The sequence below is a fragment of the Halioxenophilus sp. WMMB6 genome, from assembly GCF_033283405.1.
Lineage (GTDB): Bacteria > Pseudomonadota > Gammaproteobacteria > Pseudomonadales > Cellvibrionaceae > Halioxenophilus.
This window is the reverse complement of record NZ_JAWMQR010000001.1, coordinates 652727-669004: the sequence shown is the minus strand read 5'-3', so window position 1 is coordinate 669004 and position 16278 is coordinate 652727. Positions and strand designations below refer to the sequence as shown.

At 54.1% G+C, this 16278-nt stretch carries 15 protein-coding genes; 14 read left to right on the top strand and 1 reads right to left on the bottom strand.

The window, feature by feature from the left end; translation table 11 throughout:
* Positions 1 to 181: 181 nt before the first annotated feature.
* From truA to SBL51_RS02800, 14 genes are all read left to right on the top strand, one after another.
* The gene (truA, locus tag SBL51_RS02865) at positions 182 to 985 is read left to right on the top strand and encodes a tRNA pseudouridine(38-40) synthase TruA (protein ID WP_317929933.1); all 804 of its coding nucleotides are present in this window, start codon (positions 182 to 184) and stop codon (positions 983 to 985) included.
* A gap of 92 nt (positions 986 to 1077) precedes the next feature.
* Positions 1078 to 1731 (top strand): phosphoribosylanthranilate isomerase, encoded by a 654-nt coding sequence (locus SBL51_RS02860; RefSeq protein WP_317929032.1) that lies wholly within the window; start codon positions 1078 to 1080, stop codon positions 1729 to 1731.
* A 23-nt stretch (positions 1732 to 1754) separates the two neighbouring features.
* Positions 1755 to 2990, top strand: coding sequence for a tryptophan synthase subunit beta (gene trpB / locus SBL51_RS02855; protein WP_411860448.1), 1236 nt, complete (start codon positions 1755 to 1757; stop codon positions 2988 to 2990).
* 17 nt (positions 2991 to 3007) lie between these two features.
* Complete coding sequence (gene trpA, locus SBL51_RS02850; protein ID WP_317929030.1) at positions 3008 to 3817, top strand: tryptophan synthase subunit alpha; 810 nt, start codon at positions 3008 to 3010, stop codon at positions 3815 to 3817.
* A gap of 44 nt (positions 3818 to 3861) precedes the next feature.
* On the top strand, positions 3862 to 4722 hold the full coding sequence (accD, locus tag SBL51_RS02845; protein WP_317929028.1) for an acetyl-CoA carboxylase, carboxyltransferase subunit beta: 861 nt from the start codon (positions 3862 to 3864) through the stop codon (positions 4720 to 4722).
* 22 nt (positions 4723 to 4744) lie between these two features.
* A complete protein-coding gene (locus SBL51_RS02840) occupies positions 4745 to 6076 on the top strand; it encodes a bifunctional folylpolyglutamate synthase/dihydrofolate synthase (protein ID WP_317929027.1) in 1332 nt (443 codons plus the stop codon).
* Positions 6077 to 6133: 57 nt separating this feature from the next.
* Complete coding sequence (locus SBL51_RS02835) at positions 6134 to 6775, top strand: SPOR domain-containing protein (RefSeq protein ID WP_317929025.1); 642 nt, start codon at positions 6134 to 6136, stop codon at positions 6773 to 6775.
* Between the two features lie 124 nt (positions 6776 to 6899).
* A complete protein-coding gene (locus SBL51_RS02830) occupies positions 6900 to 7403 on the top strand; it encodes a CvpA family protein (RefSeq protein ID WP_317929023.1) in 504 nt (167 codons plus the stop codon).
* Between the two features lie 63 nt (positions 7404 to 7466).
* The gene (gene purF, locus SBL51_RS02825; RefSeq protein ID WP_317929020.1) at positions 7467 to 9002 is read left to right on the top strand and encodes an amidophosphoribosyltransferase; all 1536 of its coding nucleotides are present in this window, start codon (positions 7467 to 7469) and stop codon (positions 9000 to 9002) included.
* Positions 9003 to 9025: 23 nt separating this feature from the next.
* Positions 9026 to 10237 (top strand): O-succinylhomoserine sulfhydrylase, encoded by a 1212-nt coding sequence (locus SBL51_RS02820; RefSeq protein WP_317929019.1) that lies wholly within the window; start codon positions 9026 to 9028, stop codon positions 10235 to 10237.
* 174 nt (positions 10238 to 10411) lie between these two features.
* Positions 10412 to 11332: an AAA family ATPase gene (locus SBL51_RS02815; RefSeq protein WP_317929018.1), complete on the top strand. Its 921-nt coding sequence runs from the start codon at positions 10412 to 10414 to the stop codon at positions 11330 to 11332.
* Positions 11313 to 12311, top strand: a complete 999-nt coding sequence (locus SBL51_RS02810) for a DUF58 domain-containing protein (RefSeq protein WP_317929016.1) — start codon at positions 11313 to 11315, stop codon at positions 12309 to 12311. The genes SBL51_RS02815 and SBL51_RS02810 overlap by 20 nt, the downstream gene beginning before the upstream one ends.
* Positions 12308 to 14326 (top strand): DUF3488 and transglutaminase-like domain-containing protein, encoded by a 2019-nt coding sequence (locus SBL51_RS02805; protein WP_317929013.1) that lies wholly within the window; start codon positions 12308 to 12310, stop codon positions 14324 to 14326. Before SBL51_RS02810 ends, SBL51_RS02805 begins: the two co-directional genes overlap by 4 nt.
* A 155-nt stretch (positions 14327 to 14481) precedes the next feature.
* The gene (locus SBL51_RS02800; RefSeq protein WP_317929011.1) at positions 14482 to 15468 is read left to right on the top strand and encodes a LacI family DNA-binding transcriptional regulator; all 987 of its coding nucleotides are present in this window, start codon (positions 14482 to 14484) and stop codon (positions 15466 to 15468) included.
* A 162-nt stretch (positions 15469 to 15630) separates the two neighbouring features.
* On the opposite strand, the gene udk is transcribed toward SBL51_RS02800, so the two are convergent.
* Positions 15631 to 16236, bottom strand: coding sequence for a uridine kinase (udk, locus tag SBL51_RS02795; protein ID WP_317929009.1), 606 nt, complete (start codon positions 16234 to 16236; stop codon positions 15631 to 15633).
* Between the last annotated feature and the right edge of the window lie 42 nt (positions 16237 to 16278).

Here is a 16278-nt window from a genome sequence, read left to right as displayed (position 1 = left end):
GCCTAGTGCTGGGGTTTTTGTTTGAAGCATAGTGTTCGATGTGACGGCTTCGTACTCCAGAGCTACAATGGCCGGCACACGCTAGCTTTATAGAACGACCAGATTTCCGGTAACCCCACCAATGACCAAGCCTTACAGTCGCAACTGTGAAGTATTTAATGAGACTGAAATTCCCCAAGGTATGCAGCGAATTGCTTTGGGTGTTGAGTACAACGGCGGCTTATTTCGCGGGTTTCAGGTGCAAAAGCACGACCCAAAAACCGTACAGGGTATGCTGCACCTTGCCTTGTCTGATATTGCGGCGGAGCCCATTGAGCTGGTATGCGCCGGACGCACAGATGCGGGTGTGCACGCCAGCGGCCAGGTGATTCACTTCGATACTATGGCCGAGCGTCCTCTAAAAGCCTGGACGATGGGGGTCAATACTAAGCTGCCAGACCAGATCGCGGTTCAGTGGTCGAAAGCCGTACCCTTTAGCTTTCATGCCCGCTTTAGTGCTCAAAGCCGAACCTATCGCTATATCATTCTCAATTCTCCTACCCGGCCAGGCATCCAGAATGGCCTGGTAACTTGGGATAAACGCTGTTTGGATTTGACGGTGATGCGGCAAGCCGCGGCGCTACTGGAGGGGGAGCACGATTTTAGCTCCTTTCGAGCAGCGCAGTGCCAGGCTAAAAGTCCGGTTAGAACTATTCATTACTTGAAGATCATTGAGCATTCGCCATTCATTATTATAGAGGTCTCGGCCAACGCCTTTTTGCACCACATGGTGCGCAATATTGTCGGCGTACTGACCACAATAGCCGCTGGCGAAAAGCCCCTCTCCTGGGTAAACCATGTGCTTGAAGCCCGGGATCGCTGTCAGGGCGGAGTTACAGCGCCGGCCGCGGGCCTCTATCTGGTGAATGTGGCCTATCCGGGTAACTTTGGTCTACCCGGCTCGCGACCCGGCCCCGGTTTCCTGGAGATACCACTGCAAGGTTGAAGTTAACGCTTTTATCACTGCCGTTGGCGGCAATTACCTGTGATCTGGTATCATGCGCGATCTTGAAATTTCATCAGTTTTTTGACTAATTTATGACCAGTGGCGAAGTGGCTCGGACCAAGATTTGCGGTATTACCTCCGTGCCGGATGCATTAGCAGCCAAACAGGCAGGTACCGACGCCATTGGATTGGTGTTTTACGCTAAGAGTCCCCGCAACGTGGCAGAACCGCTTGCTCGAGAGATAGCCCTGTCTGTCGGGCCATTTGTCACCGTGGTTGGGCTCTTTGTTGATGCTGAACAGAGCGCAGTGGAGCGCTGCCTGCAGTCGGTACCGCTGCATGTTCTGCAGTTCCACGGCAGTGAAAGTAACGAATATTGCCGCCAGTTTCAGCGGCCATTCATCAAGGCGATTAGAATGGCACCGGGGCTCGAACTGGAGCCCATTTTCGACGCCTACCCGGACGCGGCAGGCTTCATTCTCGATGCCTATCAGCCCGGTGTTCCCGGAGGTACCGGCCAACGCTTTGATTGGCACCGTTTTCCCAACTCTGGGGCCCGACCACTGATTCTGGCGGGTGGCCTAAACCCGGAAAACATCCTTCAGGCACTGCGGGAGACAACGCCCTATGGCGTAGATGTCAGTGGTGGGGTGGAATCGGCACCCGGCGTAAAAAGTGCCCAAAAAGTGGCTGATTTTATCCGTACGGTTAAATCCGTTTCACTGCACAAGCGCGTAGCGCAATGAATTTGCTAATTTGAGAAGAGATAATGGCTAACGACCAGCAAAGCAACAGTTCAATGGCAGTCGACTATTCGGCTTTTCCCGATAGTCGCGGTCATTTTGGCCCCTATGGCGGCCGGTTTGTATCCGAAACCCTGATAACCGCGCTCGACGAGCTTGATGCCATGTATCAACGGTTAAAGACCGACCCCGAGTTCCTAGCCGAATTCGATCGCGATCTCGCCTATTTTGTCGGGCGGCCATCCCCCCTGTACCTCGCTGAACGTTGGAGCAAGCTGGCCGGCGGCGCTCAAATTTATTTGAAGCGCGAAGACCTCAACCACACTGGCGCCCACAAAGTGAACAATACGATTGGCCAGGCACTGCTGGCCAAACACAGTGGTAAACAACGCGTTATTGCTGAAACCGGAGCTGGGCAGCACGGTGTGGCGACGGCAACTATTGCGGCCCGTTTAGGTATGGAGTGCCAGGTTTACATGGGGGCAGAAGACGTTAAACGTCAGGCGCTCAATGTCTACCGAATGAAGCTGCTGGGGGCAGAAGTAATCCCCGTCACCTCTGGCTCCAAAACGCTGAAAGATGCCATGAACGAGGCTATGCGCGACTGGGTAACCAATGTCGACGATACCTTCTATATTATCGGTACCGTTGCTGGGCCTCATCCTTACCCGCAGCTGGTGCGCGATTTCCAGTCCATAATCGGTCGTGAAGCGCGTGCTCAGTGTCTGGAGCAAGCCGGACGGCTGCCGGATGCGCTGGTCGCCTGTGTCGGTGGTGGTTCCAATGCCATTGGCCTTTTCCACCCCTTCCTGGCGGATAATTCGGTAGCGATGTATGGTGTGGAGGCCGGAGGTGACGGCCTCGAAACCGGTCGCCATGCCGCTCCTTTAAATGAGGGCATTCCCGGGATCTTACACGGCAACCGTACCTACCTGATGGAAGATGAAAACGGCCAAATTATCGAAACCCATTCAGTTTCTGCCGGTTTGGACTACCCAGGCGTTGGCCCCGAACACAGCTGGTTGAAAGATCTCGGTCGGGTCAATTATGTGGCCATTGATGACCAGGAGGCACTGGCGGCCTTCCGTATGCTAACCAAGGTTGAAGGCATAATGCCGGCATTGGAGAGTAGCCACGCGGTGGCCTACGCCGATAAACTCGCCCGCACTATGACGCCAGATGAGATTATCGTGGTGAATCTATCCGGACGGGGCGATAAAGATATTCATACCGTCGCAGCCATCGATGGCATCACCATATAGAACAGGCGAATTAGTGAATGAACCGTATTGATCAATGCATGGCTGAGCTCCGAGGGCAGGGTCGTAAAGCCCTGGTAACCTACATCGTCAATGGTGATCCGAGCCCCGAGGCAACTCTGCCCACCATGCACGCATTAGTGGCCAATGGCGCCAATATCATTGAATTGGGCGTGCCTTTCTCAGATCCCATGGCCGAAGGGCCAGTGATACAAAAGGGGCATGAGCGTGCTCTGGAGCACCATACCAGCCTGCGCGGTACCATGGCTCTGGTAGCGGAGTTCCGCAAAACCGACAGTAAAACCCCGGTCGTGCTTATGGGCTATGCCAATCCCGTAGAGCGTATGGGCTATGCGGCCTTCACCGAGCTGGCAACCGCCTCCGGTGTCGATGGCCTGCTAACGGTGGATCTGCCGCCGGAAGAGGCCGCCGATTTAAACAGCCAGTTGAAGGTTGCCGAGCTGGAAAATATCTTCCTGTTAGCGCCCACCACCACCGACGCGCGGGTGCAATCGATCGTAAGCCTGGCCTCTGGTTTTCTCTACTATGTGTCATTGAAAGGGGTTACTGGTGCTGGCCACCTAGATGCAGCCAATGTCGCTGAAAACATCACCCGTATTCGTCAGTATACCGATCTGCCTATCTGCGTAGGTTTTGGTATCAAAGACGGTGCATCGGCCAAGGCCATCGCTGCACATGCCGATGGCGCGGTTGTCGGCAGTGTGCTGGTCGCTAAAATGGGCGAAATGGCCGGACAGCCAGCCGAGCAGATTGCTGGCGCTGTTGCAGAACTTATCAAGCCGATTCGAGCGGCATTGGACGAACTATAAACTTCTTAAACGCCTATTGAGGCGTTACGTAGAGAGATTGAATTATGAGCTGGTTAGATAAAATTCGACCCAATATCGCCAAAGGTGAGCGTAAACGTGGGGCTAGCAAAGTACCGGAAGGCCTTTGGAAGAAGTGTTTGAAGTGCGAAGCGGTGCTCTATCGGCCCGAACTTGAGCGTAACAACGATGTTTGTCCCAAGTGCGACCACCATATGCGCATTGGTGCCCGCCGACGTTTGGATATCTTCCTGGATGAAGCCGGCCGCGAAGAGTTGGCTACCGATGTACTGCCACGTGACCGCCTGAAGTTTAAAGACAATAAGAAATACAAAGATCGTCTGGCAGAAGCGGAGAAGGCCACCGGTGAAAAAGAGGCGCTGATTGCCATGCGCGGCACTCTGCACAACCTACCGGTAGTAGCCACCGCGTTCGAATTTGCGTTCATGGGCGGATCTATGGGTTACGTGGTAGGCGAGCGCTTCACCCGGGCGGCGCAACTCGCCTTGGCTGAAAACATGCCGCTGGTCTGTTTTTCTGCAACCGGCGGTGCTCGCATGCAGGAGGCGTTGATCTCCCTGATGCAGATGGCTAAAACCAGTGCCATTATCGAGCGACTGAAACAGAACGGCATTCCCTACATTTCGGTCATGACAGATCCGGTCTACGGCGGTGTTTCCGCCTCTTTGGCACTGCTGGGCGATATCAATATTGCCGAGCCGGGCGCTCGCTCTGGGTTTGCCGGGCCTAATATTATCGAGCAGACCATTCGTCAAAAGTTACCGCCTGGTTTCCAGCGCAGTGAGTTTCTGTTGGAGCATGGTTCCATTGATATGATCATCCACCGTAACGAACTGCGTGACAAAATACACGCCTTGCTTGCAAAACTGACCGGCGTAGCGGCTTAAGTTTAAAACCTCGAGTCGCAAGATGCGTTACCAGACCGTAGACCAGTGGCTGGAGTGGCAGCAAACGCTGCACCCGAAAGCCATCGATATGAGCCTAGATCGTATCGCAACGGTCGCCCATCGGCTACAGCTCGATACCCCGACGCTCAAAGCTCGGGGTTGCACGCTGATCTCCATAGCGGGCACCAATGGCAAAGGGTCCTGCGTACGCAGCTTAGAACAGTTTCTGCTTGGCCAAGGGCTCTCTGCCGGTGCCTTCACCTCTCCCCACGTCCTACGCTACAACGAACGTATACGTATTAATGGAAGCGATGTCGCTGACGATGATCTGCTAAAGGCGTTTGCGGCGATTGATCAGGCCCGAGCCGAGATTAGCCTTACCTATTTTGAATTCTCCACACTGGCGGCCGCCTGGCTCTTCGCGGAGTATCAGGTGCGTTACTGGTTGCTGGAAGTGGGCTTGGGTGGCCGTCTGGATTCGGTCAATATCTGGGACGCTGATATCGCCATTATCACCTCTATCGGAATCGATCATATTCAGTGGCTGGGCGACACCCGGGAGAAAATAGGCGCAGAAAAGGCCGGGATATTCCGGCCCGGGCAGTTGGCCATTTGTGCTGACCGTAAGCCACCGGCCTCTATCGCTGACGCGGCCAGAAACAGACAAACGCGACTGCGACAGGTGGGTATCGACTTTAACTGGCGGGAGGAGGGTGGTCTGCTGCACTGGTGGCAAGAGAACTCTGCCAGCGAAAGGCAGATGCGAACCATGCCTCGCCCCAATCTACCCCTCGCCAGTGTCGCAGCAGCGCTGACGGCGCTCTCTGAGCTCCAGCAATTGCCCAGTAATGAGCAGTGCCAGGAGCTCGCCCACAAGCTGGCGCTTGCCGGCCGATTTCAGGCCGCCAGTTATCGAAACCTGCCGCTGATACTCGATGTGGCGCACAATGAAGACTCAGCCAGGTTGTTGGCGGATCTGCTTACAGAGCGCACAAAAACAGCTGCAAATGGCTTAAAGTTAGCGGCAGTTTTTGCTGTGATGGCGGATAAATCACTGCCAGAGATTATTGAGCCCCTGCTTCCTCTGGTTAACCAGTGGTTTTTACCGCAGCTTCCAGGTAATGACCGGGCCGCAGATAACAAGGATGTCGAGCGGGCATTGCAACGCGCCGGGGGAGACACGCTTTGTTGCGAGGAGATGGCCGCGGCGTTAACAGCGGCAGAGGCTGCGCAGCCAGACCTGGTAGTGGTGTTCGGCTCGTTTTATACCGTGGAAGCGTGCCTGCTTGCCCCCGAGGTCACTGTCAGTAGGGAAACAGGCGATACAGAGCCACAATTTGGATTAAGTAAATGATAATGGTCGGACGACGTTCAGTTACAAAGAGGAATTTCAGCCCCCGGAGGTGCCGCCATGGATAGTGGTGTTAAGCAGCGAATCATCGGGGCTTGTGTATTGACCGCTATCGGGGTGATTTTTCTACCGAGTCTGCTCCAGCGCAAAGAGGATCAACTGGTGGATACCAACACCCAGATCCCACCGATGCCGGAGTTTACCCTCTACCCACACGAGAAGCCTCAGCCGCCCGTGGATATTGCCGAACCGCCCACCCAAGACCAGGTGTTTCTGGCGGAGAGTGAACCTGAGCCCACTAGCGTGACGCCACCGCCACCAACAAGTAGCTCCACGACCAGCAGTCCTGCAGCCAACAGCCCTGCACCGAGCAGCTCTACAGCCAGTAGCCCAAGCCCAACAGTAATCACAGCTAAAAGGCCAGTAGCAGATAACAACGCCGTATTGAGTGACCAGGGCTTGCCAATCTCCTGGGTAGTGCAGGTGGCCAGTTTTAAGGATCAGGAGCGGGCCAATGCCATGGTAACCAAGTTACTTAGCCAGGATTTTCGCGCCTATAGCCGTGAGGCCAGCTACCAGGGGCAGGCGATCTATCGGGTTTATGTTGGTCCCAGCATTGAACGGGAAGACGCCGAAAGTATCAAAAAGAAGTTGGATAAAGCATTAAACGCCAATACGCTGGTTCTAAAGTTATCGCCCTAAGCGAGAGAAAATCGGAAATGCCGCTGGCACGGAGTTTCCTTCAACTGTTAGAATTCGCACCAGTTTAGAACTCACGCAAGTGAACACTGAAGTTTTTGAGACGCCAGAACACCAAAGAATGTAAATGAACTGGGCTGATATATCGATTCTGGCTATCTTACTGCTGTCCGGACTAATTAGTTTGTGGCGCGGTTTCATTAAAGAGGCGTTGTCACTGGCGGTTTGGCTGCTGGCTATCGTTATCAGCCTGACCTTTCGCGAGCCAATGGCATCGCTCCTGGTCGATTTTATAACCACACCTTCGCTGCGAGTTGCCGTCGCTTTCGCTATCTTGTTTGTTATGACATTGCTGATTGGTGGTGTGGTTAATCATCTCTTGGCGCATTTGGTGGCCATCACCGGGCTTACTGGTACCGACCGGTTCCTCGGTTTTCTGTTTGGTTTGGCGCGCGGGGTGCTGGTGGTGCTGGCGCTGGTGTTACTGGTGCCACATGTGCTGCCCATTAATCAGGACACCTGGTGGCGGGAATCGGTATTAATACCTCAATTCCTGAAGCTCGAGTCTGCCGCTAACGTTGTTGTTAAAGAAGTGCAATCCTTGTTTGGAATCTGGTTTGGTCATGGCTGATTTCTGGTTCTTCTGCCCAACCACCAAACAGGCCGGCCGTAAGCTATTTGAAGAGGCTAAAGTATGTGTGGAGTAGTCGGAATCGTAGGGCATTCTGATGTCAATTTAGAGCTGTACGACGCTCTCACGATGCTGCAACACAGGGGCCAGGATGCGGCAGGCATCATGACCTGTCATAACGGCCGTATCGCCCAACAAAAAGCCAATGGCCTGGTACGCGATGTTTTTCGCTCGCGTCACATGCAGCGTCTGGTGGGTAATTTCGGTATAGGTCACGTTCGCTATCCAACCGCGGGCAGTTCCGGCCCGGCACTGGCGCAGCCATTTTATGTTAACTCACCCTACGGCATCGGCCTGGCGCATAACGGCAACTTGACCAATACCGCCGCTGTCGCCGAGATGCTCTATAAAACCGACCTGCGCCACGTTAATACTGACTCCGATACTGAGGTGTTGCTCAACGTCTTTGCTCACGAACTGCAAAAGTTGGGTAAATTGGTGCCGACGGCTGAGGATATCTTCTCCGCGGTGGCCAGCGTCCATAAGCGGGTTAAAGGTGGCTACGCTGTGGTGGCCTTGATCGCCAACTATGGTCTGGTGGCTTTTCGTGATCCCAACGGTATTCGACCGCTGGTTTATGGCCAGTTAAGTACGGACAAGGGTACTGCCCATATGGTCGCCTCCGAGAGCGTTGCTTTTAACGTTAACGGCTACCAGTTGGTGCGCGATGTGGCACCGGGCGAAGCGCTCTTTATCACCAGCGATGGCGAATTGTTTGCCAAACAGTGCGCCGAACAGACCAAACTGCGCCCCTGCATCTTTGAACACGTCTATTTTGCTCGGCCGGACTCCATTATGGATGGCGTCTCGGTTTATAAAGCACGCCTGCGCCAAGGTGAGCGTCTGGCCGCTAAAATTGTGCGCGAACGGCCCGATCACGACATTCATGTGGTGATTCCCATTCCCGACTCCTCAAGGGTCGCCGGCCAGATGGTGGCACAAAATCTAGGCGTTAAATTCCGGGAAGGTCTGGTTAAGAACCGTTACATCGGCCGGACCTTCATCATGCCCGGGCAGCAACAGCGCAAAAAGTCTGTACGCCAAAAGCTGAATGCTATTGAGTTGGAGTTCAAGGGTAAAAATGTGCTGTTGGTGGACGACTCCATTGTGCGCGGTACCACTTGCCAGCAGATCATCCAGATGGCCAGAGATGCCGGCGCTAATAAAGTCTATTTTGCCTCCGCTTCGCCGGCGGTTAAGTACCCTAACGTATACGGTATCGATATGCCGAGCGCCAATGAGCTGATTGCCCATGGCCGTACGGAAGCGGAGATCTGCCAGGAGATTGGCGCCGATTGGCTTATCTATCAGGACATCGACGACCTGATTGCCGCTTCTATGGATGGCAACCCCGACATTGAACAGTACGAAGCCGCTGTATTTACCGGTGAGTATGTGACCGGCGACGTCGACCAGCAGTATCTCGATAACCTCGATGCCGCCCGCAATGATCACAGCAAAGCGATGAACCTTATCTCCAGCGATGAAGAAGCGCTAATAGGCATACACAACGAAAGTGATGCCAGTCACTACGCCTAAGTGGAGCCCAAGTTAGAACAATCATGATAGATGATGACTTTTTAACCAATGCCGATGTGGCGACCCTGGCGATTCGAGCCGGCCAGGTGCGTACCCTTGAGGGCGAACACAGCGAGCCGATCTTCACGACCAGCAGCTATGTGTTTGAATCGGCCCAGGCCGCCGCAGATCGCTTCTCCGGTGCAGCGCCCGGTAATGTTTACTCTCGTTACACCAACCCCACGGTACGTACCTTTCAGGACCGCCTGGCGGCAATGGAAGGGGCCGAGGCCGCAGTTGCCACGTCGTCGGGTATGGCGGCTATTCTCAGTACCTGTATGGCGCTTTTGGCCGCTGGTGATCATGTGATCTGCTCCCGCAGTGTGTTTGGTACCACCTCAGTGCTGTTTACCAAATTCATGGCCAAATTTGGTGTAACCACCACCTTTGTTAACCCGCTGGATATAAGCCAGTGGCAAGCGGCCGTTACGCCGCAAACAAAACTGTTGTTTGTCGAAACCCCATCCAACCCCCTGTGCGATGTGGTCGACCTGGCGGCCTTAAGCAGCCTGGCCAGACAGCACCAGTGCCGATTGGTGGTGGATAACTGTTTCTGTACGCCAGCGCTGCAGCGGCCGTTGGCGCTGGGGGCCGATATCGTCGTCCACTCCGCCACCAAATACCTGGATGGGCAGGGCCGCTGTGTGGGCGGTGCGGTTGTCGGTAACCAAGCCGATATGGACGAAGTGCTGGGCTTTATTCGTACCTGTGGGCCGACCATGAGCCCTTTTAACGCCTGGGTATTCCTCAAGGGGCTGGAGACGCTCAAGTTGAGAATGGATGCCCACTCTGCCAATGCGCTTACACTCGCCACCTGGCTCGTCGAACAGAGCCAGAAGCCCAGCGCAGCCATCGAAAAAGTCTTCTATGCCGGTTTGCCGGAACACCCGGGCCACAGTTTGGCAGCCAAGCAGCAGCGCGCCTTTGGTGGTGTGCTCTCTTTTCGGGTTGCTGGTGGGCGCGAGGAGGCTTGGCGTTTTATTGATGCCACCCGCCTGATGTCGCTGACGGCGAATCTGGGTGATGCCAAAACCACGATTGTCCATCCTGCCACCACCACCCATGGTCGTCTTAGCGACCAGGAGAAGGCCGATGCGGGCATTACCGAAAGCTTGATCCGTATTGCTGTTGGCCTCGAAGACAGTGGCGATCTGATCGCCGACCTGGAGCGGGGCATAGCCGCAGTTCTGCAATAGGAACTGCTGCACAGCTTTTGCTGCTGCTAGCTACCGTTGTTAGGCTAATTTGCCCATTTGATGCTTTACTATAAAAACATTTGGCATATAGAACTCTCGTTCGCAGGGCTGCGCGTCAGCTGAGCCGTACGTTGGTAGTGTGCCCAACCTTCAACAGAGTAAGGCATAGGGTAAATGGAACCCCTGGTATCATCGTTAGTCGCCGAGGTCAGTAAAGTAGTTCTTGGCAAAGAGTTGCAAGTCAAAATGGCCTTGGCCTGTCTTTTCAGCCAAGGCCATTTGCTCATAGAAGACCAACCGGGGATGGGTAAAACCACACTCGCGCAGAGCTTGGCGCGCGTGCTCGGCCTACAATATGCCCGGGTACAATTCACCAGCGATCTGCTACCGGCCGATATTATTGGTGTCTCCGTTTTCGATCAGCAAAATACCCGCTTTGAATTTCACCCGGGCCCCATTTTTACCCAGCTGTTGTTGGCCGATGAGATCAACCGCACCTCGCCCAAAACGCAGAGCGCGCTGTTAGAAGCGATGGAGGAGCGGCAGGTCACCATTGATGGTGAAACGCGAATTCTGCCCCAGCCCTTTTTTGTTATCGCCACTCAAAACCCCTCGTCGCAAGACGGCACCTTTCCACTGCCGGAATCTCAGCTTGACCGCTTTTTAATGCGTATTTGCCTGGGCTACCCCGACCCAGGTGTTGAGCGACAACTGTTGGCCGGTGTTGATCCGCGGGCAAAACTTGATAGTTTGCGCTGTCGGATAAAGCCGCAACAGTTGGCCGCTATTGTTGAGGCCGCCAACAAGGTGCAGGCCTCGCCGGCGCTTCTGGATTATGTGCAACGGTTGATTCAATACACCCGTACCTCTGCCGAATTTGCTTTTGGCATCTCCACCCGCGGAGCCTTATCGCTGATGCGCTGCGCACGTACCTGGGCGCTAATGCACGGCCGCAGCCATCTGGTACCAGAAGATATTCAAACGCTGCTACCCGCGGTAGTGGGCCACAGAGTGCGAGATTTTGCCGATTACACCGGCCAAAGCGGTTTGGCATTGGTGGAACGGGCCTTGGAAAATGTGGAAGTTATTGGCTAAACCCCGGCGCTGGGTTGAGCGGCGTTTTCAGCGATTTTTAGAACGGGCAATACCGCGCCGGCAGAGCGTAAAACTCGGCCAGAAGCAGCTGTTTATACTGCCGACCGCCAATGGTTGGGGCTATATGTTCGCGGCTTCTCTAATTTGGCTGCTGGGTACCAACTACGAAAACAACCTGGCACTCGCGCTCGCCTATTTTTTAGCGGCACTTTTTCTGGTTGCCATTGTTCACACCTTTAACAACCTTTTCCGTTTAGAAATTAAATACCTCCAGGCAAAACCGGTTTTTGCCGGCGAGATGTCTGAAGTGCAATTGCAATTTACTCCCGGCGGCGTCAATCGCTTTGCTATTGATGCCTATTGGTCGGAAGGTAATCGCATTCGACTGCAACTACCGCGCGACGAGCCGCAATTAATCACTCTGTATGTGCCCGCCAAACAGCGTGGTTGGTATAGACCACCCAGAGTCACATTGGAGACCACCTTTCCGGTTGGCCTGTGGCGTTGCTGGAGTCATATCGATTTGGATGTTTTGATATTAACCTACCCTAAACCAATTACCTGTAAGCCATTGCCTCATTCAGCCTCCGATCATCAGCAGGGACAGCTGCAGCCAGTAAGCGGCGGCGAAGATTTTTACAGCCTGCGCAGTTACCAGGCGGGTGACTCGCTTAAACACGTTGCCTGGAAACACTATGCACAGGGCAGGGGGTTACACACCAAAAACTACAGTGCCCATCTCGATACCCGAATTTGGTTGGATTGGAGCTTACTGCCTGGCCTCGACCGTGAAGCACGATTGTCACGACTGGCGTATCTTGCGCTGGAGGCGGAAAAATTGAGAGATGAATATGGTTTAAAGCTGCCCGGATTAGAGTTGCCTCCCAACCGTGGTAAAAATCATCTGCAAAGCATTCTAAAGGCACTGGCGCTGTTTGAACCACCAACCACTTCCGTTGCGGGAGGGGGGCAGCCGTGAGCCCGGCGTTAGCGCTGCCACGCGCCTCCCTCGCCTGGATGCTATTGGCGTTAGTGGCGGTAATCGTTCCCCATTGCCGGCATCTGCCCATTTGGGAGATAGCGGCAATCATCGGCATCTTAATCTGGCGGGTGCAGCTGCATCGCGGCCTGTGGTACACACCCGGTCGCTGGATAAAACTGCTGCTGGCGTTGATATCAGTGGTTGGCTTGCGCTGGCAATATGGCACGCTACTCGGCCTGGAACCGATGGTGGGGCTGTTGATTCTCTCCAAAATGTTAAAACTGTTGGAGATGCACCGCTTCCGAGATGCCATGACCGTGGTTTTATTGGGCTTTTTTACCACGGCCACGCAATTTCTGTTTAGCCAGACTATCGTCGACTTTATCTACTCGTTGCTCTGCTTTGTACTCTTGGTTGCCACGTTGATTTCTCTTAACCAGGGGCAGAACAGCCGGCCCATACCCACCTTGCCACTGGCCATCAAACTGACGCTGCAGTGCATACCGGTTATGGTGGTTCTGTTCCTGGTGTTCCCACGCCTGGGATCACTTTGGTCGGTGCCGTTACCGCAAAACGCTGCGACCACCGGTGTCAGTGGCAGTATGTCACCAGGTGATATTTCCAAACTCACCCAGGATGGTGGTAGAGCCTTTACCGTCAGTTTTCGCGGTGCCGTGCCGAGTAACCGCGACCTCTACTGGCGGGGCATTGTTATGTCCTATTTCGATGGCCGTACCTGGTCACCCAGTCGTTGGGGCAGTTATCCGGAGGGTACTCTGGTGGAGTGGGTTGATGGTTCGAGTCGTCAACCTCACCAAAGCTGGCGACAGCAAGGCGAGGCCTTGTCCGCGCCGATAGAGTACGAAATCATCCTTGAACCAACCCATCAGCCTTGGTTATTTGCCCTGCCATTGGCGGAAGTCGATGAGAGCGGTACGGGCGTTACCCGTGATTTTACCCTGGTGAAAGAGGGGGTGGTCTCACAACGATTGAAGTACGAGGTTCGTTCAAGCCTGAACTACACGCTCGATCGTGAGGAGCTCTCCTCCTGGGCTGAGTCGAGCAATCTGCAGCTGCCCGTTGATGTAAACCCCACAACCCGCAAAACCGCACAGGAGTGGGCACAGAGCTCGGTGGATAGCGAAGCGTTGATTCAGCGTTTTCTGACCATGGTCAGCAGTGATTTCACCTATACCCTGGAGCCACCGCCTCTGGGGGTAAACAGTGTTGACGATTTTTTATGGCGTACCAAGCAGGGCTTTTGTGAACACTACGCCAGCGCTTTTGTCTTTTTTATGCGCGCCGCCGGGGTGCCCGCACGGGTGGTTGCCGGTTATCAGGGTGGGGAGTGGATCGAAAATTTTATGCAGGTAAGCCAGTCGGATGCCCACGCCTGGGCGGAGGTCTGGTTGCCGGAAAAAGGGTGGACACGGGTCGACCCTACCGCAGCGGTAGCACCAGAGCGGGTGGAATCGGGTATTCAAGCGGTGTTTGCGCGCTCGGTGAGCAATCCTCTCTCAATAGAGGCCTATCGCCATATCAACCTGATGAACCGACTGCGCTTGCAGTTGGATATCTGGAACTACAACTGGCAGCGCTGGGTGTTGAATTATGATCAGGAGCAGCAGTTGGGCCTGTTGAGTTCTCTGCTTGGTGTTATCACCTGGTGGAATGCCGGACTGCTGCTGGTCGGCAGCGTTGCGCTGATCCTTGGCCTGGTTACCCTCTATATCTGGTTGGCCAATAGGCCCACACGTTTGCCGACCGAGATGCGGCTGTTTGTTAAGTTTTGCCAAAAGTGCCGGAGGCAAGGGCTGGTACGCAGGCAGGGAGAGAGCGCCAGAAGTTTTATTGAGCGCCTTCAGCAACGCTATCCCAAACAACATGCTGCATTGCAGGAGATTCTCGATCTGTTTGAGTTGGCCGCTTACGCTGAAGACAAAGCCGCTTTGAAGTTATTGCGGCGGGCGGTAACGCGCTTTGCCTTGGTAGGAAAAGGGGTGAAAACCTAGCCAGTCACTGGGTATTTGAGTTATAAAGTCGCTCCAGTTGGAGAAGAACAACTTAATAATGAAGATAGGCCCACAGTGCAGCGTTAATTAGCTAACCGACGACTGCTATCCCAAGGTGCCGGATGCGATCAAGTTTCTACAGCAGAGCCAGATGAATGAAAAAGAAGAGGGTAACTACACAGGATATCGCTAAACGAGCGGGTGTTTCTAAAGCCACTGTATCCTATGTCCTCAATGGTACCGGGTCGGTATCACCTGAAATGAAAGCAAAAATTCTCGCCTTGGCCAGCGAGATGGGATACCAGGAAAATCGGTTGGCAAAGGCCACTCGCACTGGCAAAACCCACACAATTGGTCTGGTTGTACCAGATCTTTGCAACCCCTTCTTCCCCGAAATGGCACAAGCGGTGGTCGATGCGGCCAGCTGCCAGGGTTACTCTGTGTTCCTGGTTGATGCCCGTAACTCCCCGGAAGAGGAGGCTCTAGGTGTTGGTCGACTATTGGAATATGCCATTGAGGGGCTGATCTGGTGCCCAATCGATGACGACTCGGTAACCAAGCATAACCTGACATGCCCGGTGGTGATGACCGAGCGGCCAATACCAGGGTTTGATAACGTTTACGCGGATTCTCACTCCGGTGGTAAGTTACAGGGTCAACTGGTGCTCAGCCATGGTCACACAGACATAGGTATTCTGTCCGGGCCGGAGCGTTCGCCTGTGGCCAATCTCCGCAAGCAGGGGCTTTACGAAGCGCTGCAGGGCAAGGTGGATGTCGCCTGGGATTTCCCGGTCGAGTACGGCATTACCATTCCGGAGGAGATAGCCGAGCAGATTCTAGCCAGTGATGTCAGCTGTGTGGTTGCAGCTAACGATACCTTGGCAATAGGTCTGTTAAGGCTTTACCACGAGCACGGTATCGCTGTTCCCGATCAGGTTTCAATTATTGGCTTTGACCATATCGACTGGAGTGATCTGGTCTTTCCTCCGCTTACCACGATCGCACTACCTATTAGCCAACTGGGTACCACGGCCTTTGAAACTCTGCTCAAGCGGCTGGAAAACCCTGAGTTGGCTGATCAGGATATCAAGTTGGGGGTATCGGTGTTACAGCGGGAGAGCTTGGCGGAGCGCGCTAAATAGCACGCAAATGGTTCACAGAATGCTCTGAAGGGTTGAGTGGGGAGTGAGCGGGGATTGATACGTCGTTGCCGCAAAGCCCCTCTTTACATCGTCCTTCCGTAAAAGGCCTCCAGTAAAAAGATCTTCATCCTGTAAACCACTGAAAACATCAAGGCACGCCGCCTACGGCAGCAGGCGCTTGCAGTATTCCAAGAGCGGTGCACTTAAGGTTTCATCGCATCGCGCCGGGCCGGGTTGTTGGCAGATAAAATCCGCGTGTTGCTTTGAAGGCTCCACCAGTTGATTGTGCAGTGGCGCCACCTGGTTATTAAACTGCTGTAGTGTCTCTTCTTTGGTTCGCCCGCGTTCACGGGTATCCCGCTCGAGCCGCCGTTTACGCCGCTCTTCCTCGCTACACTCAACAAAAACCTTGAAATCAAAGCAGTTGGCCAACTCAGGCGCGTGCAGTATTAAAATGCCATCGACGAGAATAATTGGTTTGGGGTCAAGGCTGACCTGCTTTTCAGTGCGCCTATGAGTGGTGAAATCATAGGTCGGCATAGCGATGATCTCACCCTGTTTGAGACTATTCAAATGCGTGGCCATTAATTGGAAATCAATTGCCTCGGGCAGATCATAGTTGGTAATAGAGGCCAGCCCACGGTAGTAGCTATCCTGGTAGACGATGGCACAATTACCGGCGCCCAACGCACGGCAAACATTGAGTGCCATGGTTGTTTTGCCAGAGCAGCTGCCTCCGGCTACGGCTATGATATGGGCTTTTGTCAAACTCAAATATTCCTTAAATGGCAACGGGTTTTAATGGCCATA

What these genes read in the sequence shown, in the direction of transcription:
- SBL51_RS02830 (WP_317929023.1), top strand. Translation starts at nt 6,900, where the DNA reads ATGAACTGGGCTGATATATCGATTCTGGCTATCTTACTGCTGTCCGGA.
- SBL51_RS02820 (WP_317929019.1), top strand. Translation starts at nt 9,026, where the DNA reads ATGATAGATGATGACTTTTTAACCAATGCCGATGTGGCGACCCTGGCG.
- purF (WP_317929020.1), top strand. Translation starts at nt 7,467, where the DNA reads ATGTGTGGAGTAGTCGGAATCGTAGGGCATTCTGATGTCAATTTAGAG.
- trpA (WP_317929030.1), top strand. Translation starts at nt 3,008, where the DNA reads ATGAACCGTATTGATCAATGCATGGCTGAGCTCCGAGGGCAGGGTCGT.
- SBL51_RS02835 (WP_317929025.1), top strand. Translation starts at nt 6,134, where the DNA reads ATGGATAGTGGTGTTAAGCAGCGAATCATCGGGGCTTGTGTATTGACC.
- truA (WP_317929933.1), top strand. Translation starts at nt 182, where the DNA reads ATGCAGCGAATTGCTTTGGGTGTTGAGTACAACGGCGGCTTATTTCGC.
- SBL51_RS02860 (WP_317929032.1), top strand. Translation starts at nt 1,078, where the DNA reads ATGACCAGTGGCGAAGTGGCTCGGACCAAGATTTGCGGTATTACCTCC.
- trpB (WP_411860448.1), top strand. Translation starts at nt 1,755, where the DNA reads ATGGCTAACGACCAGCAAAGCAACAGTTCAATGGCAGTCGACTATTCG.
- SBL51_RS02815 (WP_317929018.1), top strand. Translation starts at nt 10,412, where the DNA reads ATGGAACCCCTGGTATCATCGTTAGTCGCCGAGGTCAGTAAAGTAGTT.
- SBL51_RS02840 (WP_317929027.1), top strand. Translation starts at nt 4,745, where the DNA reads ATGCGTTACCAGACCGTAGACCAGTGGCTGGAGTGGCAGCAAACGCTG.
- accD (WP_317929028.1), top strand. Translation starts at nt 3,862, where the DNA reads ATGAGCTGGTTAGATAAAATTCGACCCAATATCGCCAAAGGTGAGCGT.
- SBL51_RS02800 (WP_317929011.1), top strand. Translation starts at nt 14,482, where the DNA reads ATGAAAAAGAAGAGGGTAACTACACAGGATATCGCTAAACGAGCGGGT.
- SBL51_RS02810 (WP_317929016.1), top strand. Translation starts at nt 11,313, where the DNA reads ATGTGGAAGTTATTGGCTAAACCCCGGCGCTGGGTTGAGCGGCGTTTT.